This window comes from Nocardia sp. NPDC059691, from assembly GCF_042733915.1.
GTDB lineage: Bacteria > Actinomycetota > Actinomycetes > Mycobacteriales > Mycobacteriaceae > Nocardia > Nocardia sichangensis.
The window spans coordinates 443722-469153 of sequence record NZ_JBHWFB010000004.1 but is presented as its reverse complement, the minus strand read 5'-3'; the positions used below and the strand labels follow the sequence as shown (position 1 = coordinate 469153).

The following is a 25432-nucleotide window of genomic DNA, read 5'->3' as shown; positions in this document are numbered from 1 at the left end:
GTCACGATGTCACACCGTAAGAGGTGGGCACCTGTGACGGAGCCGACACCCCCGTCTGCCCGCGCCAGGGCAGCGAATTGCGCGTGATCACGATGAACAGCACCCCGACGATCACGGTGGCGATCGCGGCGCCCACGATCTGGAACACCTCGAGATCGGCGCCGCGCGGCATCAGGATCACGCTCACGATCGCCGAGAACGCCACCGCCGGAACGCGGAACACCGGCCTGGTCGCCCACGCGGCCATCGGGACGATCGCCCACAGCAGATACCAGGGCTGCACCACCGGGAACAGCAGCACGATCGCGCCGAGCGCCACGCCGAGCGCGCCGACCGGATGCAGCCGCCCGGTGCCGGTGGCGACCAGCATGCGCACCGTGAAGAAGGCCGCGACCAGCGCCGCGATCGGGCGGGTGATGCTCAGCAGCGCGGTGGTGTGATCACCGAGCCCCAGCAGCACGCCTCCGAATCCGGTGATGATGCCCAGCACCGTGGGCAGCGACATCCAGCTGCGCACCACGCTCGCGGTGTTCAGCGTGTAGATCCAGCCGAATCCGAGCCCGCTCACCGAACTGATGAAAAGCGTTGTGCCGATGGCTATCGCGCCGAGCATGGCGGCGGCGATGGCCACCGTGCGTAGTGAGGCCCCCCACCTGCGAGCCAGTGCCATGCCGACGAAACCGAGCGCGATGATCGAGGTGAACTTGATCGACGACGACAGCGTGATGATGACCGCGCCGCCGATCAGCCGCGCATAGGCGCGGCCGTCGAACGGGTGAGTGTCCTCGATGGCGCGCAGGCAGAACTCCAGGCCCGCCAGCATCAGGCCGAGCATCAGCGCGTCGTTGTGCACGCCGCCGACCAGATGGAACAGCACCAGCGGGTTGGCCGCGCCGAGCCACAGCGCGCTGACCGGCGCGACGCCGCAGCGCACCGAGAGCCGGGGCAGTGCCCAGACGATCAGCGCGACGCCGCCGAGCGCGAGGATCCGGTGCACCCACACGCCCGCGATGATGTTGTCCCCGGTGAGTTCGGCGATGCCGCGGCCGATCCAAAGGAACAGCGGGCCATAGGGCGCGGGGGTGTCACGCCAGATGGTCGGGACGTTGTTGGTGAGGACGTTGTCGATCCCGAGCCCCGCGACCGGGCCTTCCTCGTAGGGGTCGATGCCGCGCGCGGCGATCTCGCTCTGCGCCAGATAGGAGTAGACGTCGTTGCTGAACAGCGGGGGAGCGACGCTGAGCGGGATCAGCCACAGCAGCAGCGTGCGATCGAGTTGCGAGCGGGTCAGCCGGTGCAGTGGTGAGCCGCCGATACCGCCCACCGCGAACCGGCCCAGCAGCAGCCAGGCCAGCACCACGACGACGGTGCCGGTCATGCACATGGCCAGCGATCCGGTGTGGGCGCGGGCGAAGATGCCGAGCACCCGGACGCCGGACGTGGGGTTCTGGTGCACCGGCTGCGCGCCGATGCCCAGCGCGCTGATCGCCATCAGCACCGTGCCGGTCGCGCCCATCAGGCGGATCCGGTCGAGCTGCGCCAGCTCCTTGCGGTCGAGACCGGGCACCTCCGACTCGTCGCGATGCAGCACCGCGATCGTGTGATCGGCCGCGGGCACGTCGAGTCCGAGTGCCCGGCGCCCGAACGCCAGTGTCCTGCGCCGCGCGCCCTCCAGTACCGCCACGCCACGAAGCCTAGTGGGTGTGCCCGCGACCTCGTCCGAGGTCATCCAGGGAGCGAAGCGACCATCGGCGTTCGCCCACCACCCCGTCGCGCGCCCTAATTCTCGGCGCTACGCGCTGGCACCCATAGTTCGACCGGAGATGGGCTTGCCGTTGTATATTCCGCCAGAACAATATCCAGGAGTGCCCACCGCTCCCGCCACGGCATGACCACCGCCGGCTCGGCAGATGGATTCGGTTTTCAGGAGCATGCCGCGCTGATGCTGAAGGCGGGATGTGATCGGTGCGGTCGTCGGCTCGTCACCAACCTCGGACCGGCCCGCCACTGTCCCGTATCTCCGATGGGAGTCTGTGATGCTCCTATGGATGTCAAGGAGCGGGTTGAGGGCTGTCTGTGGTGATGAGCTGGTAGAGCTCGCGGGCGACGTATCGTTTGAGGCAGCGGATGATTTCTTTCTTGGACATGCCTTCTTTGGTGCGTCGTTCGGCGTAGGCGCGGCTGCGCGGGTCCCAACGCAGGCGGCAGAGCACGACGCGGTAGAGCGCGGCGTTGGCGTGGCGGTCGCCGCCGCGGTTGAGTCGGTGCCGGTGGGTCTTGCCCGAGGACGCGGGAATCGGAGCGACGCCGCAGAGCATCGCGAACGCGGCCTCTGACCGGATGCGGTCGTGGTTCTGCCCGGCGGTGACCAGCAGTTGACCGGCGGTGTCGGTGCCGACACCGTGGGCGGCGACCAGCTTCGGGTTGATGGCGGCCACCAGCGGAGCGCGTAGTTCGTCGAGTTCGGTGATCTCGGTCGAGAGCTGCTGGTGACGCCGTGCCAGGCAGCGCAACGCGATCTTGGTGGCGGTGAGTGGGGTTGCGGCGTCGGTGTGGTCGGGTTCGAAGCCCGCGCACGTGGCGATCAGTGCGCTCACCGCCAGCCCACGCAATTGCTGGCGTAACTCGTCGGGGGCGGTGACGATCAGCGTCTTGATGCGGCGTTGGGCGTCGGCACGCTGGTCGACCGCAGACCGGCGCGCGACGCGAAGATTGCGCAGCGCTTCGACGCGGCCGTCGCGTTGTTTCGGTGTGCCGGTCCGGTGCTCAGCCAATGCCGTCCTCGCCGCCTGGATGGCGTCGATCGGATCGGACTTTCCCTGGAGACGGCGGGTCCTGCGGTCGGGACGATCGACTTCCACCACCTGGATATGGTTCTCGCGCAGTACGCGCGCCAATCCCGCACCGTAGACACCGGTGCCTTCCACTCCCACCCGGACCAGGTGGCCGAACCCGCGCATCCAATCCAACAGCGCGGCATATCCTTCGGCGTCGGCGGTGAACACGGCCGTCCCCAGGACCCGGCCGACGGTATCGAGCACGGCGGCGGTGTGAGTGTCCTGGTGGGTATCGACTCCGCCGGCGATCTCGCCCGACGCGGTGTGTTCGTGTGTAATGGAGCGCATCGTCGTCCTGTTACTCGTCAACTGGGCAGGGCGGCACGCACCAGCCGGGCACGCGGACAAGACAGAGATGGGGCCTCTGGCCAGGCTCCTATGAAGTCACAACGCCACACCCAGTGAGTGCACACGAGCACCTCCCGCCCAGGCCGACAAATCCCGTTGAAGACCCCAAGTCAGTCAGTCGATGGGTCAGACCCCGGCGGGAGGTGCTCACCCACATCCTCTCTGTCAGTCGGCGGTCGGTCGTGATCGGATCCGCGGTGGCTGCCGCAGGCGTCGGAATCGGGGCCGCAGCGGCGAAGGTGGGCGATACGGACGACGTGACCGCCGAAGATTCGTTCACTGTGGTCGACAATCGCGGCAAGCAACGGTTCCTGCTGGCAACGGCGAAGCCACCCATCCTCCTCGGAGGTAAGACGTATCCGCCACAGATGCGGCAAGGGCCTGATGCCTCGTATCTGCTGTTCAACGACGAGAATGGCGACGAAAAGGGTGGCATCACCGCCTCCAGCGTCGGGGCGCAGATCGCGTTGGACTACCCCAACGGGGATGCGATCCACCTGGGGGCCAATTGGGAGGACGCGCCTGCCGGTGCTGCACTGACCATGAAGCACATAGGTGATCCCAACACGCCGCTCGAGGAAGCGACTCATGCGATGGGTCTGCGACTGTTCGCTGACACCGAGAACGGAACGGGGCTGACACTGTGCGATCCGCAGGGACGGCCGCGGATTCAGTTGCGCGTGGCCATGGACGGCACGCCATCGATCGCAATCCTCGATGAACAAGGCGCAATCGTGAAGCAGCTGTAGATCGTTCCGCCCGGACCGGCGGCGCTCACACGGCACAATCGACGCATGGTTTCGGAGTCCAGGCGGCGGATCGAGGTGGCCGCCTCCGGGCTGCTGGCGCGGCACGGGTATCACGGGTTCGGTCTGAAGGCGTTGAGCGAGGCGGCCGAACTGCCGTACGGCTCGATCTACCACCACTTTCCGGGGGGCAAGGAGGAGATCGCGGTCGCGGCGATCACCGGGACCGGCGTGCTGACCGGCCGGATGATCCGGCAGGCGCCGACCGACGTGTTCGCCACCTTGGCCACGCTGTTCGAATTCATGGTGGGCAAGCTCGCGGATTCGGAATGGACCGACGGGTGCCCGATCGGGACGCCCGCGCTGGACGGCGGCAGCGACGTGGCGGCGGTGCGCTCGGCCTGTGTGCGCGCCTTCGACACGATGGAGCAGGCGTTCGCCGGGCTGCTCGCCGAACTCGGCCTCGGCGGGGAGGACGCGGCCGAACTCGCCGCCACTGTGGTCGCCGCCTACGAGGGCGCCACCATCCTGGCCCGGATCCGCCAGACGGACGCACCGCTGCGCACGGTCGCGAAGTCGATGGAGCGGCTGATCCGGGCGACCTTCGCGGCGGCGGGCATCGGTGGCGCGGTCTCGGCGGCAGAAGGTTCGGACGAAATCGAAGCCGATGCGGCCGTGTCGCCCGGAAATCTTCCGGAAATGCGCGCTGAGGAGAGAGATTCGAAGTGAGGCTGTTGACTAGAAAGAACGTTCTAGCGAAACTCGGACGATGAAGCGACTGATGCTGACCGGCCCCGGTGCGATGCGCTGGGAAGACCACCCCGAACCCGTCCTCGGCGGACCCGATCAGGCGCTCGTTCGGCCGGTCGCGCTGGCCACCTGCGACATCGATCCGGCCGTGCTGCGCGGCGCTTTCCCGCTACCCGGGCCGTATCCCTTCGGGCACGAGGGAGTCGCCGAAGTGGTCGAGGTGGGGCCGGAGGTCCGCGACGTCGCGGTGGGCGATCTCGTGGTGGTGCCGTTCCAGATCTCGTGCGGCGCCTGCCGGGCGTGCGCGCGCGGCCGGACCGGGAACTGCACCAGCCATCCGCGGCTGTCCACCTTCGGTCTCGGCGCCATGGGCGGGCTGGACTGGGGCGGGCTGTGGGCCGACCTCGCGCTCGTACCGCACGCCGACGCCATGCTGGTCCGCCTGCCGTCCGGTGTCGACCCGGTCGCGGTGGCCAGCGCCAGCGACAACATCCCGGACGCCTACCGCTCGGTCGGCCCCCAGCTGGCCGCCGATCCCGCTGCCGAAGTACTGGTGATCGGGGGCCCCGCCGCGCCGTCCATCGGCCTGTACGCCGCCGGGCTCGCGGTCGCGCTCGGCTCTGCCCGTGTGGTCTATCTCGACGACTCCGACCAGCGGCTCGAGATCGCGAAATCGCTCGGCGCCGAGGCGATCGAAGGCCCGCGCGACGCCCGGGTGGGACGGTTCCCGATCGTGGTCGAGGCGGCCGGCGGGGCGAAGTCGCTGCGCGCGGCGATCGATGCGGCGGCGTACGACGGCTGGTGCACGAGCGTCAGCGTGCAGTCGCAGGATGTCGCCCTGCCGATCCTGGACATGTACACCCGCTGCTGCACCTTCCACACGGGTCGCGCGCACGTCCGCCCGGTCATTCCCGAGGTGCTCGATCTCGTCGCCGCGGGTCGTTTCGATCCCTCGCTGGTCACCACGGTCACGGCCGAGTGGGACGAGGCGGTGGACGCGCTGCTGGAGACGCCGATGAAACTGGTCGCCGTGCGCTGAGCGCCTGTGACGAATCGCACTGCGTGCCCTGTCCCCGACGCCGATAGGAGGGCTGTCCGCTCGGCGCTCGACGCCCGGAGTCGTGCGGACGCGGCTCGCCTGGTTCCGAGCGGCGTTTTCTCTGCGCAGGTCAGCCGGGAAAGTTGTGCTGCGACCCGGCATCGCGTCGGGTGGACACCTGTCCGGCACGGCGGCATGGGGCCCTCCGCCGTGCCGGAATCGCCGCAGGTCGACGGGGCCGCTGACTCAGGGCACCCTTATTAGCTTTCGGGAACGAATTCCGCCACACTGATGTTGTGAAAACCGTGGGTTTGCGGAGGGACGACGAAGGAGCCGGTCGCAAGGCCGACGCCGGGTCGGTTGCTGCGCCCGCGACGGTCGGCGGCGAAGGGCATACCCGAGCGGCCATCGTCCAGCTGCTGCTGGAGGAAGGACCGATCACCGCCACCGCCATCGGGAACCGGCTCGGCCTGGCCCCGGCGGGCGTGCGCAGGCACTTGGACGCGCTGATCGATTCGGGTCAGGCGCGGGCCGGTCGATCGGCGCCCTGGCAGCAGAAAGGCCGGGGCCGCCCAGCCAAGCAGTACCAGCTCACCGCGGCCGGACGCGGCAAACTCGGCCACGCCTACGACGATCTGGCCGGAGCCGCCATCCGGCAGCTCGGAGAGATCGGCGGCGAACAGGCCATCACCGAGTTCGCCCGCAAACGAGCACGCACTATCGTGGCCGGGATCGAACCGGTCGGTGAGCACACCACGGAACAGACCACGGCCAAGGCCGAGGAGATCGCCGAGGCGTTCACCGACGCCGGGTTCGCCGCCACCACCCGCAAGGTGGGCACCGGCGTGCAGATCTGCCAGCACCACTGCCCCGTGGCGCACGTCGCCGAGGAGTTCCCGCAGCTGTGCGCGGCGGAGCTCGAGGCGTTCCGTGAGCTGCTCGGCACCCATGTGCAGCGGCTGGCCACGATCGCCAACGGCGATTGCGCGTGCACTACGCACGTGCCGCTGCTCGTCCTGCCCGCAGGCCGGACCGAAACTTCAGCACCAACCGCTGCACAGCCCGCAGCGGTACGAACGAACGACTCCGGAAGGAGTGCCGAATGACGACGACCACCGACCAGGTGCAACCGCTCACCCAGGAAGAGGCGATCGCCTCCCTGGGCAAATACGGTTACGGCTGGGCCGATTCGGATGTGGCCGGCGCCAGCGCGCAACGAGGTCTGTCCGAGGCGGTTGTCCGCGACATCTCGGCGAAGAAGAACGAGCCGGAATGGATGCTCGAACAGCGGCTGAAGGCGCTACGCATCTTCGATCGCAAGCCCATGCCGATCTGGGGCTCCAACCTCGACGGCATCGACTTCGACAACATCAAGTACTTCGTGCGCTCGACCGAGAAGCAGGCCGCGTCCTGGGACGAGCTGCCCGAGGACATCAAGAACACCTACGACAAGCTGGGCATCCCCGAAGCGGAGAAGCAGCGGCTGGTCGCCGGTGTCGCCGCGCAGTACGAGTCCGAGGTCGTGTACCACCAGATCCGCGAGGACCTGGAGGCCCAGGGCGTGATCTTCCTGGACACCGACACCGGTCTGAAAGAGCACCCGGAGATCTTCCAGCAGTACTTCGGCTCGGTGATCCCCGCGGGCGACAACAAATTCTCCGCGCTGAACACGGCCGTGTGGTCGGGCGGCTCGTTCATCTACGTGCCGCCGGGCGTGCACGTCGACATCCCGCTGCAGGCCTACTTCCGGATCAACACCGAGAACATGGGCCAGTTCGAGCGCACCCTGATCATCGTCGACGAGGGCGCCTACGTGCACTACGTCGAGGGCTGCACCGCGCCGATCTACAAGTCGGACTCGCTGCACTCCGCGGTGGTGGAGATCATCGTGAAGAAGGGCGGCCGCTGCCGCTACACCACCATCCAGAACTGGTCGAACAACGTCTACAACCTGGTCACCAAGCGGGCCAAGGCCGAGGCGGGCGCGACTATGGAGTGGATCGACGGCAACATCGGTTCCAAGGTCACCATGAAGTACCCGGCGGTCTGGATGACCGGCGAGTACGCCAAGGGCGAAGTGCTGTCGGTGGCGTTCGCCGGCGAGGGCCAGCACCAGGACACCGGTGCGAAGATGCTGCACCTCGCGCCGCACACCTCCTCGACCATCGTGTCGAAGTCGGTGGCGCGCGGCGGCGGCCGGGCCTCCTACCGCGGCCTGGTGCAGGTGAACAAGGGCGCCCACGGCTCGAAGTCGACGGTGAAGTGCGACGCGCTGCTGGTCGACACGATCAGCCGCTCCGACACCTACCCCTACGTCGACATCCGCGAGGACGACGTGACCATGGGTCACGAGGCGACCGTCTCGAAGGTCTCCGAGGACCAGCTGTTCTACCTGATGAGCCGCGGCCTCACCGAGGACGAGGCGATGGCCATGGTGGTGCGCGGCTTCGTCGAGCCGATCGCCAAGGAACTGCCCATGGAATACGCGCTCGAGCTGAACCGCCTGATCGAACTGCAGATGGAAGGAGCCGTCGGCTGATGGCCGTGGAGAACGTAGCCGAAGCCGCCGAGGCTCGTACCCCTGCGATCAACAAGGGCGAGGTCTTCACGTCGTTCGACGTGGACGCCTTCGAAGTGCCTTCCGCCAAGGACGAGGCGTGGCGGTTCACCCCGCTGCGCCGTCTGCGTGGACTGCAGGACGGCACCGCGGTCCGGGACGGCCGCACGAGCGTCGAGGTCGCGGCGGCCGAGGGCGTCACGGTGGAGACGGTCGAACGCTCCGACGCCCGCCTCGGCGAGGCCGGCGTGCCGTCCGACCGCGTTGCCGCGCAGGCGTACTCGGGCTTCGAGCAGGCCACCGTCGTGACGGTCGGCAAGGAGGTCGAGGTCGCCGAACCGGTGACGGTCACGATCACCGGGCCCGGCGAGGGCAGGACCGCCTACGGGCACCTGCAGATCCGGCTGGAGCACTTCGCCAAGGCCACCGTGGTCATCGACCAACGCGGCAGCGGAACCTACGCGGAGAACGTGGAATTCGTGCTCGGCGACTCCGCCAAGCTGACCGTGGTGGCCGTGCAGGACTGGGCCGACGACGCGGTGCACGCCACCGCCCACCACGCGAAGCTCGGCCGCGACGCCACGCTGCGGCACACCTCGGTCACCCTGGGCGGTGATCTGGTGCGGCTCACCGGCAACGTCCGCTACGACGGCCCCGGCGGCGACGCCGAACTGCTCGGCCTCTACTTCGCCGACGCGGGCCAGCACTTCGAGCAGCGTCTGCTCGTCGACCACGCCGTGCCGAACTGCAAGTCGAATGTGCTGTACAAGGGCGCGCTGCAAGGCGACCCGCACTCGCCCAAGGGCGACGCTCGCACCGTGTGGGTCGGCGACGTGCTCATCCGCGCCGCCGCCGAGGGCACCGACACCTTCGAGGTGAACCGCAACCTCGTGCTCACCGACGGCGCGCGGGCGGACTCGGTGCCGAACCTGGAGATCGAGACCGGCGAGATCGTCGGCGCCGGACACGCGTCCGCGACCGGCAGGTTCGACGACGAGCAGCTGTTCTACCTGCGCGCCCGCGGCATCCCGGAGGACGCCGCCCGCCGCCTGGTGGTGCGCGGTTTCTTCCACGAGATCATCCAGAAGATCGCGGTGCCCGAGGTCCGGGAGCGGCTGGAGGCGGCCATCGAGGCCGAACTCGCCGCCATCGGCGCCTGATCAACGACCCCATACCTGGCAAAGGAATTCGAATTCGATGACCACCCTGGAAATCAAGGACCTGCATGTCGAGGTCGCGAACCCCGACGAGTCCGGCGAGCCCATCAAGATCCTCAAGGGCGTGAACCTCACGGTGAAGTCCGGTGAGACGCACGCCATCATGGGCCCGAACGGCTCCGGCAAGTCGACGCTGTCCTACGCGATCGCCGGTCACCCGAAGTACACGGTGACCTCCGGCTCGATCACGCTCGACGGCGAGGACGTGCTGGCGATGTCGGTGGACGAGCGCGCCCGTGCGGGCCTGTTCCTCGCCATGCAGTACCCGGTCGAGGTTCCCGGCGTCTCGATGTCGAACTTCCTGCGCACCGCCGCCACCGCCGTGCGCGGCGAGGCCCCCAAGCTGCGGCACTGGGTCAAGGAGGTGAAGGAGTCGATGAGCGAACTGGAGATCGACGCCGCCTTCGCCGAGCGCAGCGTGAACGAGGGCTTCTCCGGCGGCGAGAAGAAGCGCCACGAGATCCTCCAGCTCGGCCTGCTCAAGCCGAAGATCGCGATTTTGGACGAGACCGACTCGGGTCTGGACGTCGACGCGCTGCGCATCGTCTCCGAGGGCGTCAACCGCTATAAGGAGCGCGAGAACGGCGGCATCCTGCTGATCACGCACTACACCCGCATCCTGCGCTACATCCAGCCGGAGTTCGTGCACGTCTTCGTCGGCGGCCGCATCGTCGCCGAGGGCGGCGCCGAGCTCGCCGAGGAACTCGACGCCAACGGCTACGTTCGTTTCACTCAGACCGCCACCGCTGGAGCTTGATATGACCGCTACGGTCCGCACCCTCGACGTCGCCCGTATCCGGGCCGACTTCCCGATCCTGAACCGCACGGTCCGGGACGGGAAACCGTTGGTGTACCTGGACTCCGGCGCGACCGCGCAGCGGCCGATCGAGGTGCTCGAAGCCGAACGCGACTTCCTGATCACCAGCAACTCGGCGGTGCACCGCGGCGCGCACCAGCTGGCCGAGGAGGCGACCGACGCCTACGAGGGCGCGCGGGCCGACATCGCGCGGTTCGTCGGGGTGGACGCGGGCGAGATCGTGTTCACCAAGAACGCCACCGAGTCGCTGAACCTGGTGACCTACGCCTTCGCCGACGACCGGTTCCCGCACCACGTGGGCCCTGGCGACGAGATCGTGATCACCGAGCTGGAACACCACGCGAATCTGGTGCCCTGGCAGGAGCTGGCCCGCCGCACCGGCGCCACGCTGAAGTGGTACGGCGTGACCGACGAAGGCCGGATCGACCTGGATTCGCTGGAACTGTCGCCCGCCACCAAGGTGGTCGCGTTCACCCACCAGTCCAACGTCACCGGCGCGGTCGCTCCGGTCGAGGAGCTGGTCCGCCGGGCGAAGGCGGTGGGCGCGCTGGTCGTGCTCGACGCCTGCCAGTCGGTGCCGCACATGCCGGTCGACTTCCGCGCGCTCGGTGTGGATTTCGCCGCCTTCTCCGGGCACAAGATGCTCGGCCCCTCCGGTGTCGGTGTGCTCTTCGCTCGCCGCTCGCTGCTGGAGGAGATGCCGCCGTTCATCACCGGCGGGTCCATGATCGAGACGGTCTTCATGGACCACAGCACCTACGCGCCGCCGCCGCAGCGCTTCGAAGCGGGCGTGCCGATGACCTCCCAGGTGGTCGGATTGGGCGCGGCCGTGCGGTATCTGGAAGAGATCGGCATGGACGCAGTCGCCGCGCACGAGCACACGCTGGTCGGCGCGGCGCTGGACGGGCTGGCCGGGATCGACGGCGTGCGGATCATCGGGCCTGCCGAGAACATCGATCGTGGCGGTGCGGTGTCGTTCGTGGTGGACGGCATCCACGCCCACGACGTCGGGCAGATCCTGGACGACGAGGGCGTGGCCATCCGGGTGGGCCATCACTGCGCGTGGCCGCTGCACCGGCGTTTCGGCGTCGCCGCGACCGCACGCGCCTCGTTCGCGGTCTACAACACGCTCGCCGAGGTGGACGCGCTGGTCGCCGCGGTGCGGAAGGCCCAGAGCTTCTTCGGGGTTGCATAAGTCATGCGCATGGAGCAGATGTACCAGGAAGTGATCCTGGATCACTACAAGCACCCGCACCATCGGGGGCTGCGCGAGCCGTTCGGGGCCGAGGTGCACCACGTGAACCCGACCTGCGGCGACGAGGTGACCCTGCGCGTGCAGCTCGACGACAACGGCGACGTCACCGACGTCTCCTACGACGGCCAGGGTTGCTCGATCAGCCAGGCGGCCACCTCGATCCTCACCGATCAGGTGATCGGGCTCCCGGTGCAGCAGGCGCTGAAGGTGGTCGACTCCTACAGTGAGATGATCTCCAGCCGCGGCACCATCGAGGGCGACGAGGACGTGATCGGCGACGGCGTCGCCTTGGCAGGCGTCTCGAAATACCCAGCGCGGGTGAAGTGCGCGTTGCTCGGGTGGATGGCGTTCAAGGACGCCGTCCTCAGGATCGGCCCCGAGCAGCCCGCGCCGGCCGCGGAAGAGAACTGAACCGTCCGATGGAAAACGGGGAAGCGTCATGAGTGACACACCGGCCACCGAGCAGGCCGAACAGGCCGCACCGGCCGCCGATTTGCCCGAGCTGTCCGCCGAGGACATCAAGCTGCTCGAGGACATCGAAGAGGCGATGCGTGACGTCGTCGACCCGGAACTCGGCATCAACGTCGTCGACCTCGGTTTGGTCTACGGATTGCGCGTCGAGGAGGACAGCACCGCGGTCCTGGATATGACGCTGACTTCGGCGGCCTGCCCGCTGACCGACGTCATCGAGGACCAGTCCCGCAACGCGCTGGTGCGCAGCGGCCTGGTGGAGGACTTGAAGATCAACTGGGTCTGGATGCCGCCGTGGGGTCCGGACAAGATCACCGAGGACGGCCGCGAACAGTTGCGCGCCCTCGGCTTCACGGTGTAATTCTCCGCAACTGACGCAGCCGCCGGTAGCGCCTGAACAAGGCGCCCGGCGGCTGAGTCGTATCCGCCGCATGCGCCTTCCCCGCGGAGCGCTCGGGGACGATCATCGACGCGTTCCGACCTGAGCGCGCACGGCCGAATCGACCGGCGCTCCGCTCTCGGCGAAGACGGACGCTCGAAAAAGGGGTTCGTCGCGCGGGTCGATCCGGCGCACCCGCCGATGGTGGGAAGTGCCCATTTCGACAAAAGCGCACGGGCCGAATGAAGATTTGAGCTTCGAGTCGTTCGGAACGGGGAGGATCCTCACATGTCGGTGCCGCACAAGGCTGCCCTCGGGCTCGCGGCGGTCTCCGCCGCCACCTGCGCCGTGGTCGGCGCTCCCGCGGGTGTGGCGCATGCGGCGACCTACTATGGCGCGCTGGCGCTTTCGCCCAGCACCGGCGCGGTGACATCGGCGGTGGACTATGCGAGCGCGGCCGCCGCCGATGCCGCGGCACGCGCCCAATGCGGTGTCACCGATTGCCAGACGGTCGTGCAGTTCTGGAACGCCTGCGGGTCTGTCGTGCGCGGCGCCGACGGCAAGCACGGATGGGCGTGGGGACCCACCCGCGCCGAAGCCGAACGCCGGGCCATCGATGTCCTCGGTCCCAGCGCCCCGCCGTTCCCGAGTCTCGGCAGCGCGATTCCCCGGCCCGCGAGCGTGCGCTTGACGGCATGTACCTCGACCGCCGGGTAGCTCAGCGGCGCAGGACTTTCCGCGCCAGCCAGTTGCCGAAGAACTGGATGCCCTGTACGCCCGCGATGATGATCAGCGTCGCGACGAGCGTGACCTGCCAGTCGAAGCGCTGATAGCCGTAGACGAGGGCGAAATCGCCGAGACCGCCGCCGCCGACGGTGCCCGCCATCGCGGACATGTCCACGATGGCGATCACCACGAAGGTGTAACCCAGGATGAGCGGCCCGAGCGCCTCGGGGATCAGCAGCGTCAGGATGATGCGCAGCGGTCCCGCGCCCACCGCGCGCGCCGCCTCGATCACGCCGGGATCGACGGTCACCAGGTTCTGTTCCACGATGCGCGCGATGCCGAACGACGCCGCGACGATCATGACGAACGCCGCCGCCTCGGTGCCGATCGTGGTACCCACCACCTCCAGCGTCACCGGGCCGAGCGCGGCGAGCAGGATGATGAACGGTATCGGGCGCACCACGTTGACGAGCACGTTGAGCAGCAGGTTGATCGGCGTGTTCGCCAGCAAACCGCCCTTGCGGGTGGTGTAGAGCGCGGTGCCGAGCAGCAACCCGATGAAGCCACCGACCACGAACGTGAGCGCCACCAGATAGAGCGTAGTGCCGATCGCTTCGTTCAGCACCGGCCGGAGTTTGTCCCAATCGGTATGCATGGCAACTCCTTTCAGGCCGACCGGCGCTCGAGTTCGGCGACCACCTTGTCGACGGCGTCGTCGGGGCCGTGCAGCGCCAGGGTGAGACTGCCGAAGGTCTTCTCCTGCAGGCTGCTCACCCCGCCGTAGACCACCTCGAACCTGACCTCGGCGTGCGCCGCGGCGGCCAGCGCCGCGCCGATGCCGCGCTCGTCGTCCACGTCGACGGTGACCAAACGGCCCCCATGGCGACCGGCGAGGCGACGCAGTTCCTTCTCGGAGGGGCGGTTGTGCAGGACGGTCTCGACGAAGGAGCGGGTGGGGGCCGCCTGCGGCGTGGCGAACACCTCGAAGGTGTCGGCGAGTTCCACGATGCGCCCTTCGGCGAGCACCGCGACCCGGTCGGCCACCGCGCGGATTACGTCCATCTCGTGGGTGATGACCACGATGGTGACGCCCAGTTCGCGATTGATCTTGCGCAGCAGCCGCAGCACCTCACCGGTCGTCTCCGGGTCCAGTGCCGAGGTGGACTCGTCGGCCAGCAGCAAGGACGGCGACGTGGCCAGCGCCCTGGCGATGCCCACCCGTTGCTTCTGGCCGCCCGACAGCTGATCGGGGTAACTGCGCGCCTTGCCGGACAACCCGACGAACTCCAGCAGTTCGGCTACTCGCGCCTTGCGTTCGGCGCGCTTCCAGCCCGCGACCTTCAGCGGATATTCGACGTTTCCCGCGGCCGTGCGGGAGCGGAAGAGATTGAATTGCTGGAACACCATTCCGATGTCGCGCCGCAGCCGCCGCACTTGGCGCTCCGGCACGCCGGTGATGGGTGTGCCGGAGATCTCGACCGTGCCGCTCGTCGGCTTCTCCAGCGCGTTGATCAGCCGCACCAGCGTGCTCTTGCCCGCGCCGGAATACCCGATCACGCCGAAGATCTCGCCTTGCTCGATGCGCAGGTCGATGTTGTCGAGCGCCACATTGCGCTGCGCGCCCTTGCCGAAAACCTTGGTGACCGAACGGAACTCGACGGCGGGAACGGCGGTGTCGCTCACTTGCCGTCGCGGATGGTCTGCTGCACCCGCTGCAGGATCTGCTCGAGTTCCTGGCCGCTGCGCCGCACCTCGACGGCGGTCCCCTTGGTCACCTCGTCGTGCGCCTTCTGCACCTCCGGGTCGTGCCACAGCTCGGCGAGCTGCAGATAGACCGGATTGTTCTTGTCCTCGGCGCGGGTGACCAGCGCGTTGATGTACGGCTCCGCGGCGGGATTCTTCGGATCGTCCTTGTACAGCGCCGAATGCGGATCGATGCCGGAACGCTCCAGGAAGGTGTTGTTGATGATCGATCCGTCGACCGAGGCCAGCGACAGCGCGGTCTGCGCGGCGTCGACGGGGGTGACGCGCACTTTGGACGCGCCCTTGTCGATGTCGGCAGGGGTCGGCGCCTTGGTGTCGGACGACAGTTTCAGCAGCCCGGCGGCTTGCAGCACGAACAGTGCCCGTGCCTGATTGGTGGGGTCGTTCGGGATCGCGATCTCCGCGCCCTGCGGAATGTCGGCCGGCGACTTGTGCTTCTTCGAGTAGAGACCGAGCGGCACGATGTAGGTGGAACCGATCGGCGTCAGGGTGTCGTTGTTCGCGACGTTGTAGGCGCCCAGGAATTGCAGATGCTGGAAGAGATTGATGTCGATCTGTTTCTGCGACAGCGCGAGATTCGGTTGCTTGTAGTCGGAGAAGTTGGTGATCCGCAGCGTGATGCCCTTGTCTTTGGCGCGCTGCTCGAAGACGTCCCAGGAGTGATCCTTGTCGGTGGTGCCGATGCGCACTACCTTGTCCGAGGAAGCGTCGTCACCGCCGCAGCCGGTCAGGGTCAAGGCCGCGGTCGCTACCAGGACCGGGATCGCCAGTACCCGATGGAATTTCACTCGTGCTCCCGATTGCTCGTCGCGATATGACCCGGTAATCCAAGCGACGGGGCGCAGCGGGCGACAACGGTTTCGATTGTGGTGAGCGAAACCCTCCGCACGAACTGAACGAGCGTCTAATTTGCTGATAATGCGCTCGCGTCTCCGGCTGTTGCTGATCCCGCTCGTGTCCGTATTGGCCGTCGCCGCGGTCGGCTGCGGTGGTGAAGACCGATCCGACGCGGTCCACATCGGGGTCAACGATCTGTCGCTGCCGCACTGGGAGGTCTACCGCAAGAAGGCGGCGGAGCAGGGCATCACGGTGGAGTTCACCAATTTCACCGACTACAACCAGCCGAATCCGGCCCTGGCGCAGGGGCGCATCGATCTCAACAAGTTCCAGCACGTGCGGTACCTGGCCAATTACAACGTCCGCAACAACGACACGCTGGTGCCGATCGGCGCGACCGAGATCTTCCCGCTGACGCTGTACTCGCGCAAGCACAAGTCGGTGGCCGACATTCCGAAGGGCGGCGAGATCACCCTGAGCAACAACCCGGCCAACCAGGTGCGGCCCCTGCTCGGCCTCGCCGCAGCCGGGCTCATCGTGCTGAAGGGCGGCGCGAGCTGGGACTCCAAGATCGAGGACGTCGACCCGGTCGCCTCCCGGGTGAAGCTCACGCCCATCGATCCGACCCTGACCGCCCAGTCGCTCGGCAGCGTGGACGCCGCCTTCGTCGACGACACCTTCGCCCGCCCCGCCGGACTGACATCCAACGAGGTGATCTACACCGACGACCCCGAACGTCCGGAACTGAAGCAGTACATCAATGTCTTCGCCGCCCGCGCCGCCGACAAGGACAACCCGACGCTGCTGAAACTCGCGCAGCTCTATCACGACCCAGAGGTCGAGGCCGCGGTCCGCGCGGAAACCGGGTACCAGGGCATCTTCAAAACCAACAGCCCGGCCGATCTCCAGGCGACGCTCGCCGAACTGGAGGCTCGGTTCCGGAAGTAGGAACCTGCCCCGCGCCCGCTCGGCCTGCCGAACCACGAATCGGTCCGGCCGATGGGCCGGTCGGCGGAGCCACGGGCGACCGGTAGCGCGGTTTCGGATGTGCCTGAGCGGGAATCGCGTCGGGGAGCTGACACCGAGGAGGTCTCCGTGCCGGATGGGAACACTGCGAGCCCGCAGCGGGTCGTGATCGTCGGGAGCGGGTTCGCGGGGTTCACCTGCGCCCAGAAGCTCTGCCGCATCGTGGCCAAGGCGAACCGCGACATCGAAATCGTGCTCGTCACGCCCAACGACTACATGCTCTATACGCCGCTGCTGCCGGACGTGGCCGGTGGCCTGATCGACCCTCGGTTCGTCGCCATCTCACTGGCGGATTCGCTGCCGCGGGTCCGGTTGGTGGTGGCGAACGCTAGGTCGGTCGATCTGCGGAACAAGACGATCACGGTGGAAGACGAGCATCATCCGCCGCGGCAGCTGTCATGGGATCGGCTGGTGCTCACGCCCGGGTCGGTCACCCGCCTGTTCGAAATACCGGGTCTGGCCGAGCACGCGCGCGGGCTCAAGACCGTCGCCGAAGCGCTGTACCTGCGCGAGCAGCTGCTGCGCCAGCTCGAACTCGCCGACGACGAGGAGGACCCCGAGGTGCGGCGCGCGCGCCGCACGGTGGTGGTCGTGGGGGCGTCCTACGCGGGCACCGAGCTCGTGGCGCAGTTGCGCGCCCTCGCCGACGCCTACGCCGCGCGCCGTGGGTTCGACCCCGCCGAAGTGCGTTTCCTTCTGCTCGACACGGCGCCGAGGGTGATGCCCGAGGTCGGCGAGCGGCTCAGTGACAAGGTGCTGAAGGTGCTGCGCAAACGCGGCATCGAGATCCGGCTGGAGACCTCGCTGACGAAACTCGACGAGAACTCGGTCGTGCTCACCGACGGCACGGTGGTGCCCACCCGCACGGTGGCCTGGGTGACGGGTGTGACCGGCGCACCGGTGCTCGGCACGCTCGGCCTGCCGCTGGAGAAGGGCCGCTTGGTCGTCGACGCGAAACTGAACGTGCCCGGCCACCCGGACGTCTTCGCGGGCGGCGACGCGGCGGCGGTGCCCGACCTCACCAAGCCGGGCCGGATCACTCCGCCCACCGCGCAGCACGCTACGCGACAGGGCAAGACGCTGGCCAGGAACGTCGCGGCGAGCCTGGGCATCGGCACGGCCGCCGACTACAAGCACCGCGACCTGGGTCTGGTCGTCGACCTCGGGCCGCGCTTCGCGGTCGCCAACCCGATGGGCATCCGCCTGTCCGGCCTGCCCGCCAAGGCGGTGACCCGCGCTTACCATACGTTCGCCGTGCCGCGAGCGGTCAACCGCTGGGCGATCACGGTCTCCTACCTGACCATCGCGGTCACACCCCGCCCCCTCGCCCTGCTGGGGCTGGTCAGTCACGAGGAAGCCAGCTTCGGCGCCAGCGAGGGGATTTCCGCGAAATCAGGGTGAGTGGCGACCGTCTTCCTGACAGCGCGAGGCGACCGGCCGCTTCCTGCCGAACCCGTGCGGTGGGGCGGCGGCAGTGGAGATGATTCGGGGGTGGATGAGATGACATATCGGCGATCGCGCGTCGGGCTGCACGCGGTCGCGGAGTTGCTGATCGCCGGGCCGCAGTATCGACAATTCGGCACCATTCGGTTGGCAGTCGTGCACCGGGGTTTCGCCGGTGTGCGTTGGCCGGTTTCGGTGGTCGGGGAGGAACTGGTGTGGCCGGAAGGGCGGGCGCGGCTGAAGGGGACGTATCGGGAGGTCGCCGAGGCCGCGGGTTTCGAACCCGGGCCGCCGGAAGGGGTGTACGCGGACACCACCGGCGTGGATACCGATTCGGCGATCGAAGTGGATCCCTCGGCGGCGGGGCTGATCGAGGACTGGTTCGCGCTGGGGGACAAGGCGTTGCGGTGCCTGGCGTCCGGCGTGACACCGGTGCTGTGGCCGGAGCATTTCGATCTGTCGAGCACGGTCGACGAGGTGAACTACGGGGTTTCGCCGGGAGATGACGCTCATCCCGGGCCCTACGCCTACATCGGGCCGTGGACCCCGCGAGCCGGCGACTTCTGGAACGCGCCGTTCGGCGCGCTCCGGCCCCGCACCGCGGTGAACACCGTCGCGGCCCTGCTGGAGTTCTTCGAAGAGGGCAGGCAGCGCGCGGCACAAGACTGATTCGGCGGTCGTGGCGGCCCCGCCGTAGGAAGATCAGGCGCCCTTGCGAGCCGGAGCCTTTTTGGCCGCCTTCTTCGCAGGCGTCTTCTTCGCCGCGCTCTTGGACGCGCCGCTCTTGGACGCCGTGCTCTTGGCTGCCGTGCTCTTGGCGGCGCCGCTCTTGCCTTCGGCGCTCTTGGCCGCGGCCTTCTTCGCGGTCTTCTTCGGCTCGGCCCCATCGCCGCCCGCCGTCCTGCGCCCGCTGGCCTCCAGGCTGCGCTGCAACGCGGCGACCAGATCGACCACCTCGGCGTCCATCCCGCTCGGCGCGAGCTCCGGCTGTTCGGGCACCTTGCCGGTTCCGCTGGCGATCGCCTCGTCGAGCAGGCGTTTGAGCTCGATCTGGTACTCGTCGGTGAACTGCTCCGGATCGAAGTCGTCGGACATGGCCTCGACGAGCGTCTCGGCCATCTTGATCTCCTGCGGCCTGGGCTCGGCGACACCGTCGAGGGATTCGAACTCCACGGAGCGGACCTCGTCGGGCCACAGCAGCGTCTGGACCACCAGAATGCCCTCGCGTACGCGCAGCGCGGCAAGCCGGGTCTTCTGCCGCAACGTGAAGTACACCAGGGCGGTGCGTTCGATCTGCTCCAGCGTCCTGGCCAGCAGGACGTAGGCCTTCGGCGTGCTGGAGTCCGGTTCCAGGTAGTAGCTCTTCTCGAACAGGATCGGATCGATCTGCTCCGACGGCACGAACTGCAGCACCGGTATCTCGTGCTTCTCCGCTACCGGCAATTTCGCGAAGTCCTCGTCGCTGAGCACCACCTTGTCGCCGTCCGGCGACTCGTAGGCCTTGTCGATCTCGGTGTACTGGACGGATTGGCCGCACACGCTGCAGACGCGGTCGTATTTGATCCGGCCTCCATCCTTGGCGTGCACCTGATGGAACCGGATGTCGTGGTCCTCGGTGGCGGTGTACACCTTCACCGGAACGTTCACCAGCCCGAATGCGATCGAGCCCTTCCAGATCGATCTCATACCCCCATCATTGCCGAAGCCCACCGACCGCGCGGGGGAACCGGAACTCCGAGTGTCGCGGTCGCGACACGCCGACGCAGCCGTCCCGGGAGCGCGGCGAACAGTGCGCTCATCGCCGCGACCGTGCCGGCGAGGTCGGTGCGGCCGGACAGATACGCGCGTTGCGCGTCCGGGGGAAGCGCGAAGAACGTGTCGAAGAACAGCGGGAGATCATCGGGCGGCAACGCCAGCAGCGCGCGCAGCCCGGCGCCGCGCAACCGGTGGACGACGCGCGCCGCGGCCGGCCATACGTCCCGGCCCTCGGCCACCGCGTCGGCAGCGGACAGCGCGGCGCCGACGCTGTACCCGGTCGCCGGATGCAGGAACCCGCCGGCGGCCCCGAACCTGCTCGACCCAGGACGGCCTCCTTGCACCGGAAAACGGACATGCTCCACGGGTTCGTCACCGGTGAGCGGGACGCCTCTGGCGCGGAGGCGCTCCCACAAGCGTGTGCGCAGTTGCGCACCGGTCAAGGCCGGCCGGCCGGCCAGGCAAGTTTCCTCGAGCAGCACCCGCTCGTCGTCCAGCGGAACGGCGTAGAGGAACGAACGCGGCGCCTCGGGGGCGGCGCCGTTGTCCGGACGCCAGTCCATGAACAGCGGTTCGAGCCCGGCGCAGCGCCGGGCGTCCACGATGACGCCGTAGGCCGTCTGCTCTGCCCGGGCGGGCGAGCGGGCGAGTCCGCGCGCGTCGACCACCCGGCCGCCGGTGATCGTCGCGCCGGAGGCCAAGGTCACGCGCTCGGGGCCGACATCGATCGCGCGCTCGGAGACCACGCTCGCGTCGGCCAGGTGCAGCGACCTTTGCAGCCGGGCGGTGTCAAGCACCACGTACGGGCGGTCCAATCGGTGAGCGCGCGTTCCCCAGGCCATCGGCCGGGGTACCGTCGCCGCGACGACCTGAGGCGACAGCCAATCAGGCAGTTCGTCGGCCCACACCGCGTAGGTGGCGGTCCACCGGCGCTCCGGCGCGGGATCGACCACGGTGACCGTGAGTCCGCGCTCCACTGCCCGGTGTGCGAGGGCGCGTCCGGCCGGGCCGAGCCCGCAGACGACCACGTCCGGCTTCATGCCGGGCTCGTCCGGATCCGAGGAAGCGTGTTGCGATGCATGGGTTCGAGCCTCCCATCTGCTCGCTGGAGCGTCGCACAGCCACGCGTCGAACACGTTCCGGCGCGGAGGTCCGGACCCGCGAAGTGAACGTTTCGCGAAAGCTGTCGCGGGTTCCGGATCGCCCGCCCCGCGTGCGGAAGTGCGTCCGGCCTGGCTCGGTTGCCTTCCCATGCCGGAGCGTGCAGGCAGGTGGCCGGACCGGGCGCACCGACGGAATGTGTTCGGGCTCACCGCAGTTTGTCCCGCGTTGCTAGGATGCCGGGGCGCTGGCGTACGCATCCGGCTCCGGTGCCGAGTGTCAGGTGTCGGCGCACCGGCGTGCCGCGGATGGCACGCCGGGCAGGTTGCCGACCGGCGACCGCTGGAGTCCGAGCGCGAAAGCGGCACGACCGGAACGAGTTAGGGGTAGACGGAGTGTTCGAGCTGACCAGGCGGCGCAGCCGGTGGATCCTGGCCGTGTTCGTGGTGCTCGCACTGGCGATGGGCACGCTGAGCGCGACGCTGTTCGACAAAGTGCAGGGCGGCGGGTACATCGACCCCGACAGCGAATCGAGCCGGGCGACCGCGGTGCTGCGCGACACCTTCGGCGAGGCCACCCCGAATTTCGTGTTGCTGGTGCAGACTCGCCGGTCGGTGGACGACGACGCCACGGCCACCGCGGCGACGAATCTGGTCACCGAGCTGAAGTCGGAGTCCGGCGTCGCGGGCGTCACGTCGTACTGGACCGACAAATCGCCCGCGCTGCGCAGCACCGACGGGACCAAGGGCCTGATCGTGGCCAGCATCCTCGGTGAGGAGGCCGACGTCGACAAGCGGGTGGGCGATCTCGCCGACCGATTCGGCGGCACCCACGGCCCACTCGAGGTGCGCGTCGGCGGCTACGCCATGCTGCTGCACGAGACGGTGCAGCAGAGCGAGAAAGACGTCGTTCTGGGCGAATCCATCGCATTCCCGGTCACGCTGATCGCCCTGCTGCTGGTGTTCGGCGGCTTGGTCGCCGCCAGCCTGCCGCTGGTGGTCGCGATGATCACGGTGATGATCACCATGGGCGCGCTGTGGCTGATCGCGAGCGTCACCGATCTGGCGGCCACCGCGACCAACGTCGCCACCTTGCTGGGCCTCGGCTTGGCGATCGACTACAGCCTGCTGATCATCAGCCGCTACCGCGACGAGCTGGTCGCCGGTCAGCAGCCCGCCGCCGCGGTGGCCGCCACCATGCGCTCGGCGGGCCGGACCGTCGCGTTCTCGGCCGTCACGGTCGCCGTCGCGCTGTCGGGCCTGCTGTTCTTCCCGCTGCTGGCCGTGCGGTCGATGGGCTACGCGGGCCTGGCCGTGGCGGTGATCGCCGCGACGGTGTCGCTGACCGTGCTGCCCGCGATCCTGTTCCTGCTCGGCACCAAGATCGACAACGGTCAGTTGTGGTGGTTCCTGCGCGCGGCCCGTCCCGCACCCGGCGAGGGCGCCTGGCACCGCTTGGCGCGGTTCGTGATGATGCGGCCGGTGCCCATCGGCCTCGGGGTCACCGCCCTGCTGCTCGTACTGGGCGCGCCGTTCCTCGGAGTGAATCTCGGCTTCCCCGACGAACGGTCGCTGCCTGAGTCGATGAACAACCGCCAGGTCACCGAGACCATCCAGCGCGACTTCGCCGCCACCGAGCAGAACGGGCTGTTCGTAGTGCTGCCCGAAAGCGCTTACAGCGCCGCAGGCTTGGACGCCTACGCTCGTGAGCTGTCGGAGATCGAGGACGTCCGCCGGGTCGACACCGTCACCGGCAGTTACAGCCACGGCGGTCTGCTCGTCGCGCCAACCGCGGCCGCCGACCGCTTCCGCGCCGAGAACGCCGCCTATCTGACGGTGGTCCCGGACACCACCGATCCCACGGTGCTGGATCGGATCGCCGCCGACGTGCGCGGGACGCCCGCCGCCTCGCCGGTGCTGGTCGGCGGCGTGGCGGCGGCCAACACGGACGCGATCGGCTCGGTCGTCTCGGCGCTGCCGTACGCGCTGGCCTTCGTCGTGCTGATCATGGTGGTGGTCCTGTTCCTGCTCACCGGAAGCGTCGTGCTGCCGCTGCTGGCCGTCGTGCTCAGCTTCCTGAGCCTCACCGCGACTTTCGGCGCGCTGGTCTGGATCTTCCAGGACGGGCACCTGTCCGGGTTGCTCGGCTTCACCGTCACCGGCGACCTCCCGCCGACCGTCCCGGTGATGCTGTTCGGCGTCGCGTTCGGTCTCGCCATGGACTACCAGGTGTTCCTGTTGGCCCGCATCCGCGAGGAGTACCTGCGCACCAGGTCCAACGCGCTGGCCGTCACGTCCGGACTGGAGCGGATCGGCCGGATCGTCACGGCCGCCGCCGTCCTGATCTCACTGGTCTTCCTCGGCTTCCTCGCCTCGGACATCACCTTCATGAAGGCATTCGGCATCGGGCTTCCACTCGCCGTGCTGGTGGACGCGACGCTGGTGCGCGGCTTCCTGTTGCCCGCGGCGATGGAGTTGCTCGGCCACTGGAACTGGTATGCGCCCGGCCCGCTGCGCCGACTGCACGAGCGGTTCGGAATCGAGGAGGCTCCTGCCGCTCCGGCGACCGCGGGGCGCGAGGACTGGCTCCAGCCGGTCCGGCTCTGATTTCGGGGCGATCGGGGCAGGCTCGATCGGATAGGGTCGCTCGGGCGGCTCGGGGAGGCCCACGCGGGGTGGGACGGCTGCTGGGAGATGTGGGAGGGCGACCGCGATGACCTATCCGTCCGGGAAACCGGAGGACGCGCGGTACGCGCCGGACTGGGGAAGCATGTCCCCGCCGAGCGCGTACCCGATGCCGGAGTGGGAAGCGCCGCCCCTGCCGCCGCCGCCCGAGTCCCGAACCGGTGTGGTCGTCGCGCTGGTGATCGGCGTCGTCGCCGTGCTGGTCGCGGTCGGCATCGGAGTGGCGCCGGCGCCGCGCGAGGAAGGGCACCCGCAAGCCGCGGTCGCCACCGCCGAAGCGACCACCCGCGCGGGCGGCGGTACCAGCACGCGACCGGCGAGCCCGTCGTCGCGTGGTGCGCGCCCTTCGGCGGGCCGGTTGAGTTACACGGAGTTCGCGAAGGACTGGGACTTCCGGTTCGATCGCGTCGAACTGCACGCCGAGTGGGTCGACGGCCGCGATCACGCCGACTGCCACCCCATCGAGGCGGCGGGCAAACTCACCGGTCTGGGCTGCGTCTACGCGGCGGAGCTGGTGTACCGCGCCGAAGGCGGCGCGCTGATGTTCACGCAGTTCGTGCTCGGCATGGCCGACGAGGGCCGGGCCGCCGCGGCGAAGGGCCGGTTCACCGACGCCGACCTCGCGCTGCGTCCGGGCAGTTACCTGAAGGGCTACGCCACCGGCAAGTGGAAGGACGGCAGCGAGAAGGAATTCGTGGTGGTGACGCTGGCGACGGCCACCGGCGCGGTCGACGCCGCGGCCGTCGAGAAGTACCTGCGCTACCGGCACGCCGACACCATCGGCGCATTGGCGTTCCGCTAGCGCGGGCGGCTCCCGTTCGCGGTCAGATTCCGCCCGTGGAGAGCAGCCCGCCGTCCACCCGGACCGTCTCGCCGGTGATCCACGCCGCCTCGTCGGAGACCAGGAATCCGATCAAGCGCGCCACGTCCTCCGGGCTGCCCAGCCGCTTCATCGGGTACACGCTCGCGGCGCGCTCCTCGTCGGTCGAGTACAGCGCGTCGGCGAACTTCGTCTTGATCACGCCCGGCGCGACCGCGTTCACCCGGATCTTCGGCCCCAGCTGCCAGGCGAGCTCACCGGTGAGATGGATCAGCGCGGACTTGGACGCGCCGTAGGCGGCGATCACGCCGGTCGAGCGGATGCCCGCGACGCTGGCCACGTTGACCACGGCGCCGCCGTGGTCGCGCATCCACGCCTTGTACGCCTCCTGGATGTAGCCCAGGGCCGCGACCACGTTCACGTCGAAGATCTTGCGCACGGCATCGAGGTCGGCGTCCATCAGGGAGCCGAAGACCGGGTTGATGCCGGTGTTGTTGATCAGGACGTCCAGCGAACCGAACTCCGTGACCGCGCGTTCGACCGCGGCGGATCGATCCTCGGCGACGCCCGAGTTGCCCGCCAGAGCGACGACCTGACCCTGGTGCCCCAGTTCGCGCAGCTCCGCTGCGGCTTCCTCCAGCGGATCCTTCTTCCGCGCGGTGATCAGCACGTTCGCGCCGCGGGCGAGCAACTCCGCCGCGACCGCCTTGCCGATGCCACGGCTGGCCCCCGTGACCAGAGCGCTCTTGCCCAATAGATCGGTACTCATGGCATCGCACGGTAGCGCAGGCCACCGCGGGGGCCGTTATCGCCGTCACATGCGGGGTGCTGGTATGCGGGCGCACCCTGCGCCCCGGGTA

At 68.6% G+C, this 25432-nt stretch carries 24 protein-coding genes; 16 read left to right on the top strand and 8 right to left on the bottom strand.

Annotated features, from left to right (window positions below; genetic code table 11):
• Position 1 precedes the first annotated feature (1 nt).
• Both mptB and ACFV2O_RS12445 read right to left on the bottom strand, forming a co-directional pair.
• Positions 2-1729 carry a polyprenol phosphomannose-dependent alpha 1,6 mannosyltransferase MptB gene (mptB, locus tag ACFV2O_RS12450; RefSeq protein WP_379251870.1) on the bottom strand — a complete coding sequence of 576 codons (1728 nt, stop codon included), beginning with the start codon at positions 1727-1729 and terminating at the stop codon, positions 2-4.
• Positions 1730-2051: 322 nt separating this feature from the next.
• Positions 2052-3116: an IS110 family transposase gene (locus ACFV2O_RS12445; protein WP_379251923.1), complete on the bottom strand. Its 1065-nt coding sequence runs from the start codon at positions 3114-3116 to the stop codon at positions 2052-2054.
• 266 nt (positions 3117-3382) lie between these two features.
• On the opposite strand from ACFV2O_RS12445, the gene ACFV2O_RS12440 reads away from it, so the two are divergent.
• From ACFV2O_RS12440 to ACFV2O_RS12390, 11 genes are all read left to right on the top strand, one after another.
• Positions 3383-3934, top strand: a complete 552-nt coding sequence (locus ACFV2O_RS12440) for a hypothetical protein (protein WP_379251869.1) — start codon at positions 3383-3385, stop codon at positions 3932-3934.
• Between the two features lie 45 nt (positions 3935-3979).
• Entirely contained in the window at positions 3980-4660 is a 681-nt protein-coding gene (locus ACFV2O_RS12435; RefSeq protein ID WP_379251868.1) for a TetR/AcrR family transcriptional regulator, read from the top strand.
• Positions 4661-4700: 40 nt separating this feature from the next.
• Positions 4701-5720: a zinc-binding dehydrogenase gene (locus ACFV2O_RS12430; protein ID WP_379251867.1), complete on the top strand. Its 1020-nt coding sequence runs from the start codon at positions 4701-4703 to the stop codon at positions 5718-5720.
• Between the two features lie 296 nt (positions 5721-6016).
• Positions 6017-6826, top strand: a complete 810-nt coding sequence (locus ACFV2O_RS12425) for a helix-turn-helix transcriptional regulator (RefSeq protein ID WP_379251866.1) — start codon at positions 6017-6019, stop codon at positions 6824-6826.
• Positions 6823-8259, top strand: coding sequence for a Fe-S cluster assembly protein SufB (sufB, locus tag ACFV2O_RS12420; protein ID WP_067801810.1), 1437 nt, complete (start codon positions 6823-6825; stop codon positions 8257-8259). The genes ACFV2O_RS12425 and sufB overlap by 4 nt, the downstream gene beginning before the upstream one ends.
• Entirely contained in the window at positions 8259-9437 is a 1179-nt protein-coding gene (gene sufD, locus ACFV2O_RS12415) for a Fe-S cluster assembly protein SufD (RefSeq protein WP_379251865.1), read from the top strand. The genes sufB and sufD overlap by 1 nt, the downstream gene beginning before the upstream one ends.
• Before the next feature lie 37 nt (positions 9438-9474).
• A complete protein-coding gene (gene sufC / locus ACFV2O_RS12410) occupies positions 9475-10251 on the top strand; it encodes a Fe-S cluster assembly ATPase SufC (protein ID WP_355070834.1) in 777 nt (258 codons plus the stop codon).
• A 1-nt stretch (position 10252) separates the two neighbouring features.
• Positions 10253-11506 carry a cysteine desulfurase gene (locus ACFV2O_RS12405; protein ID WP_356961837.1) on the top strand — a complete coding sequence of 418 codons (1254 nt, stop codon included), beginning with the start codon at positions 10253-10255 and terminating at the stop codon, positions 11504-11506.
• A gap of 3 nt (positions 11507-11509) precedes the next feature.
• Positions 11510-11977: a Fe-S cluster assembly sulfur transfer protein SufU gene (gene sufU, locus ACFV2O_RS12400; RefSeq protein ID WP_379251864.1), complete on the top strand. Its 468-nt coding sequence runs from the start codon at positions 11510-11512 to the stop codon at positions 11975-11977.
• An 82-nt stretch (positions 11978-12059) separates the two neighbouring features.
• Positions 12060-12398 (top strand): metal-sulfur cluster assembly factor, encoded by a 339-nt coding sequence (locus ACFV2O_RS12395; protein ID WP_355071057.1) that lies wholly within the window; start codon positions 12060-12062, stop codon positions 12396-12398.
• A gap of 306 nt (positions 12399-12704) precedes the next feature.
• Positions 12705-13133, top strand: a complete 429-nt coding sequence (locus ACFV2O_RS12390; RefSeq protein ID WP_379251863.1) for a DUF4189 domain-containing protein — start codon at positions 12705-12707, stop codon at positions 13131-13133.
• Position 13134: 1 nt separating this feature from the next.
• Here ACFV2O_RS12390 and ACFV2O_RS12385 read toward each other — a convergent pair whose 3' ends face one another.
• The 3 genes from ACFV2O_RS12385 to ACFV2O_RS12375 are packed head-to-tail and all read right to left on the bottom strand — an operon-like array spanning position 13135 to position 15694.
• The gene (locus ACFV2O_RS12385) at positions 13135-13797 is read right to left on the bottom strand and encodes a methionine ABC transporter permease (RefSeq protein WP_379251862.1); all 663 of its coding nucleotides are present in this window, start codon (positions 13795-13797) and stop codon (positions 13135-13137) included.
• A gap of 11 nt (positions 13798-13808) precedes the next feature.
• Positions 13809-14825 (bottom strand): methionine ABC transporter ATP-binding protein, encoded by a 1017-nt coding sequence (locus tag ACFV2O_RS12380; RefSeq protein ID WP_379251861.1) that lies wholly within the window; start codon positions 14823-14825, stop codon positions 13809-13811.
• The gene (locus tag ACFV2O_RS12375) at positions 14822-15694 is read right to left on the bottom strand and encodes a MetQ/NlpA family ABC transporter substrate-binding protein (protein WP_379251860.1); all 873 of its coding nucleotides are present in this window, start codon (positions 15692-15694) and stop codon (positions 14822-14824) included. The genes ACFV2O_RS12380 and ACFV2O_RS12375 overlap by 4 nt, the downstream gene beginning before the upstream one ends.
• Before the next feature lie 130 nt (positions 15695-15824).
• Between ACFV2O_RS12375 and ACFV2O_RS12370 the strand changes: the two genes are divergently transcribed.
• From ACFV2O_RS12370 to ACFV2O_RS12360, 3 genes are all read left to right on the top strand, one after another.
• Complete coding sequence (locus ACFV2O_RS12370; protein WP_379251859.1) at positions 15825-16691, top strand: MetQ/NlpA family ABC transporter substrate-binding protein; 867 nt, start codon at positions 15825-15827, stop codon at positions 16689-16691.
• A gap of 147 nt (positions 16692-16838) precedes the next feature.
• Positions 16839-18170 carry an NAD(P)/FAD-dependent oxidoreductase gene (locus ACFV2O_RS12365; protein ID WP_379251858.1) on the top strand — a complete coding sequence of 444 codons (1332 nt, stop codon included), beginning with the start codon at positions 16839-16841 and terminating at the stop codon, positions 18168-18170.
• Between the two features lie 99 nt (positions 18171-18269).
• Positions 18270-18881, top strand: a complete 612-nt coding sequence (locus ACFV2O_RS12360) for a hypothetical protein (RefSeq protein ID WP_379251857.1) — start codon at positions 18270-18272, stop codon at positions 18879-18881.
• Between the two features lie 33 nt (positions 18882-18914).
• Here ACFV2O_RS12360 and ACFV2O_RS12355 read toward each other — a convergent pair whose 3' ends face one another.
• Both ACFV2O_RS12355 and ACFV2O_RS12350 read right to left on the bottom strand, forming a co-directional pair.
• Positions 18915-19898, bottom strand: a complete 984-nt coding sequence (locus ACFV2O_RS12355) for a Ku protein (protein ID WP_379251856.1) — start codon at positions 19896-19898, stop codon at positions 18915-18917.
• Positions 19895-21007 carry a lycopene cyclase family protein gene (locus tag ACFV2O_RS12350; RefSeq protein WP_379251855.1) on the bottom strand — a complete coding sequence of 371 codons (1113 nt, stop codon included), beginning with the start codon at positions 21005-21007 and terminating at the stop codon, positions 19895-19897. The genes ACFV2O_RS12355 and ACFV2O_RS12350 overlap by 4 nt, the downstream gene beginning before the upstream one ends.
• A gap of 456 nt (positions 21008-21463) precedes the next feature.
• On the opposite strand from ACFV2O_RS12350, the gene ACFV2O_RS12345 reads away from it, so the two are divergent.
• Together ACFV2O_RS12345 and ACFV2O_RS12340 are read left to right on the top strand one after the other, a co-directional pair.
• The gene (locus ACFV2O_RS12345; RefSeq protein WP_379251854.1) at positions 21464-23674 is read left to right on the top strand and encodes an MMPL family transporter; all 2211 of its coding nucleotides are present in this window, start codon (positions 21464-21466) and stop codon (positions 23672-23674) included.
• 106 nt (positions 23675-23780) lie between these two features.
• Entirely contained in the window at positions 23781-24554 is a 774-nt protein-coding gene (locus ACFV2O_RS12340; RefSeq protein ID WP_379251853.1) for a hypothetical protein, read from the top strand.
• A 22-nt stretch (positions 24555-24576) separates the two neighbouring features.
• On the opposite strand, the gene ACFV2O_RS12335 is transcribed toward ACFV2O_RS12340, so the two are convergent.
• Positions 24577-25341, bottom strand: a complete 765-nt coding sequence (locus ACFV2O_RS12335; RefSeq protein WP_355070855.1) for an SDR family oxidoreductase — start codon at positions 25339-25341, stop codon at positions 24577-24579.
• Positions 25342-25432: the final 91 nt, after the last annotated feature.

What these genes read in the sequence shown, in the direction of transcription:
- mptB (WP_379251870.1), bottom strand. Translation starts at nt 1,729, where the DNA reads ATGACCTCGGACGAGGTCGCGGGCACACCCACTAGGCTTCGTGGCGTG.
- ACFV2O_RS12435 (WP_379251868.1), top strand. Translation starts at nt 3,980, where the DNA reads ATGGTTTCGGAGTCCAGGCGGCGGATCGAGGTGGCCGCCTCCGGGCTG.
- ACFV2O_RS12430 (WP_379251867.1), top strand. Translation starts at nt 4,701, where the DNA reads ATGAAGCGACTGATGCTGACCGGCCCCGGTGCGATGCGCTGGGAAGAC.
- sufB (WP_067801810.1), top strand. Translation starts at nt 6,823, where the DNA reads ATGACGACGACCACCGACCAGGTGCAACCGCTCACCCAGGAAGAGGCG.
- sufD (WP_379251865.1), top strand. Translation starts at nt 8,259, where the DNA reads ATGGCCGTGGAGAACGTAGCCGAAGCCGCCGAGGCTCGTACCCCTGCG.
- sufC (WP_355070834.1), top strand. Translation starts at nt 9,475, where the DNA reads ATGACCACCCTGGAAATCAAGGACCTGCATGTCGAGGTCGCGAACCCC.
- ACFV2O_RS12405 (WP_356961837.1), top strand. Translation starts at nt 10,253, where the DNA reads ATGACCGCTACGGTCCGCACCCTCGACGTCGCCCGTATCCGGGCCGAC.
- sufU (WP_379251864.1), top strand. Translation starts at nt 11,510, where the DNA reads ATGCGCATGGAGCAGATGTACCAGGAAGTGATCCTGGATCACTACAAG.
- ACFV2O_RS12390 (WP_379251863.1), top strand. Translation starts at nt 12,705, where the DNA reads ATGTCGGTGCCGCACAAGGCTGCCCTCGGGCTCGCGGCGGTCTCCGCC.
- ACFV2O_RS12385 (WP_379251862.1), bottom strand. Translation starts at nt 13,797, where the DNA reads ATGCATACCGATTGGGACAAACTCCGGCCGGTGCTGAACGAAGCGATC.
- ACFV2O_RS12370 (WP_379251859.1), top strand. Translation starts at nt 15,825, where the DNA reads ATGCGCTCGCGTCTCCGGCTGTTGCTGATCCCGCTCGTGTCCGTATTG.
- ACFV2O_RS12360 (WP_379251857.1), top strand. Translation starts at nt 18,270, where the DNA reads ATGACATATCGGCGATCGCGCGTCGGGCTGCACGCGGTCGCGGAGTTG.
- ACFV2O_RS12355 (WP_379251856.1), bottom strand. Translation starts at nt 19,898, where the DNA reads ATGAGATCGATCTGGAAGGGCTCGATCGCATTCGGGCTGGTGAACGTT.
- ACFV2O_RS12350 (WP_379251855.1), bottom strand. Translation starts at nt 21,007, where the DNA reads ATGAAGCCGGACGTGGTCGTCTGCGGGCTCGGCCCGGCCGGACGCGCC.
- ACFV2O_RS12340 (WP_379251853.1), top strand. Translation starts at nt 23,781, where the DNA reads ATGACCTATCCGTCCGGGAAACCGGAGGACGCGCGGTACGCGCCGGAC.
- ACFV2O_RS12335 (WP_355070855.1), bottom strand. Translation starts at nt 25,341, where the DNA reads ATGAGTACCGATCTATTGGGCAAGAGCGCTCTGGTCACGGGGGCCAGC.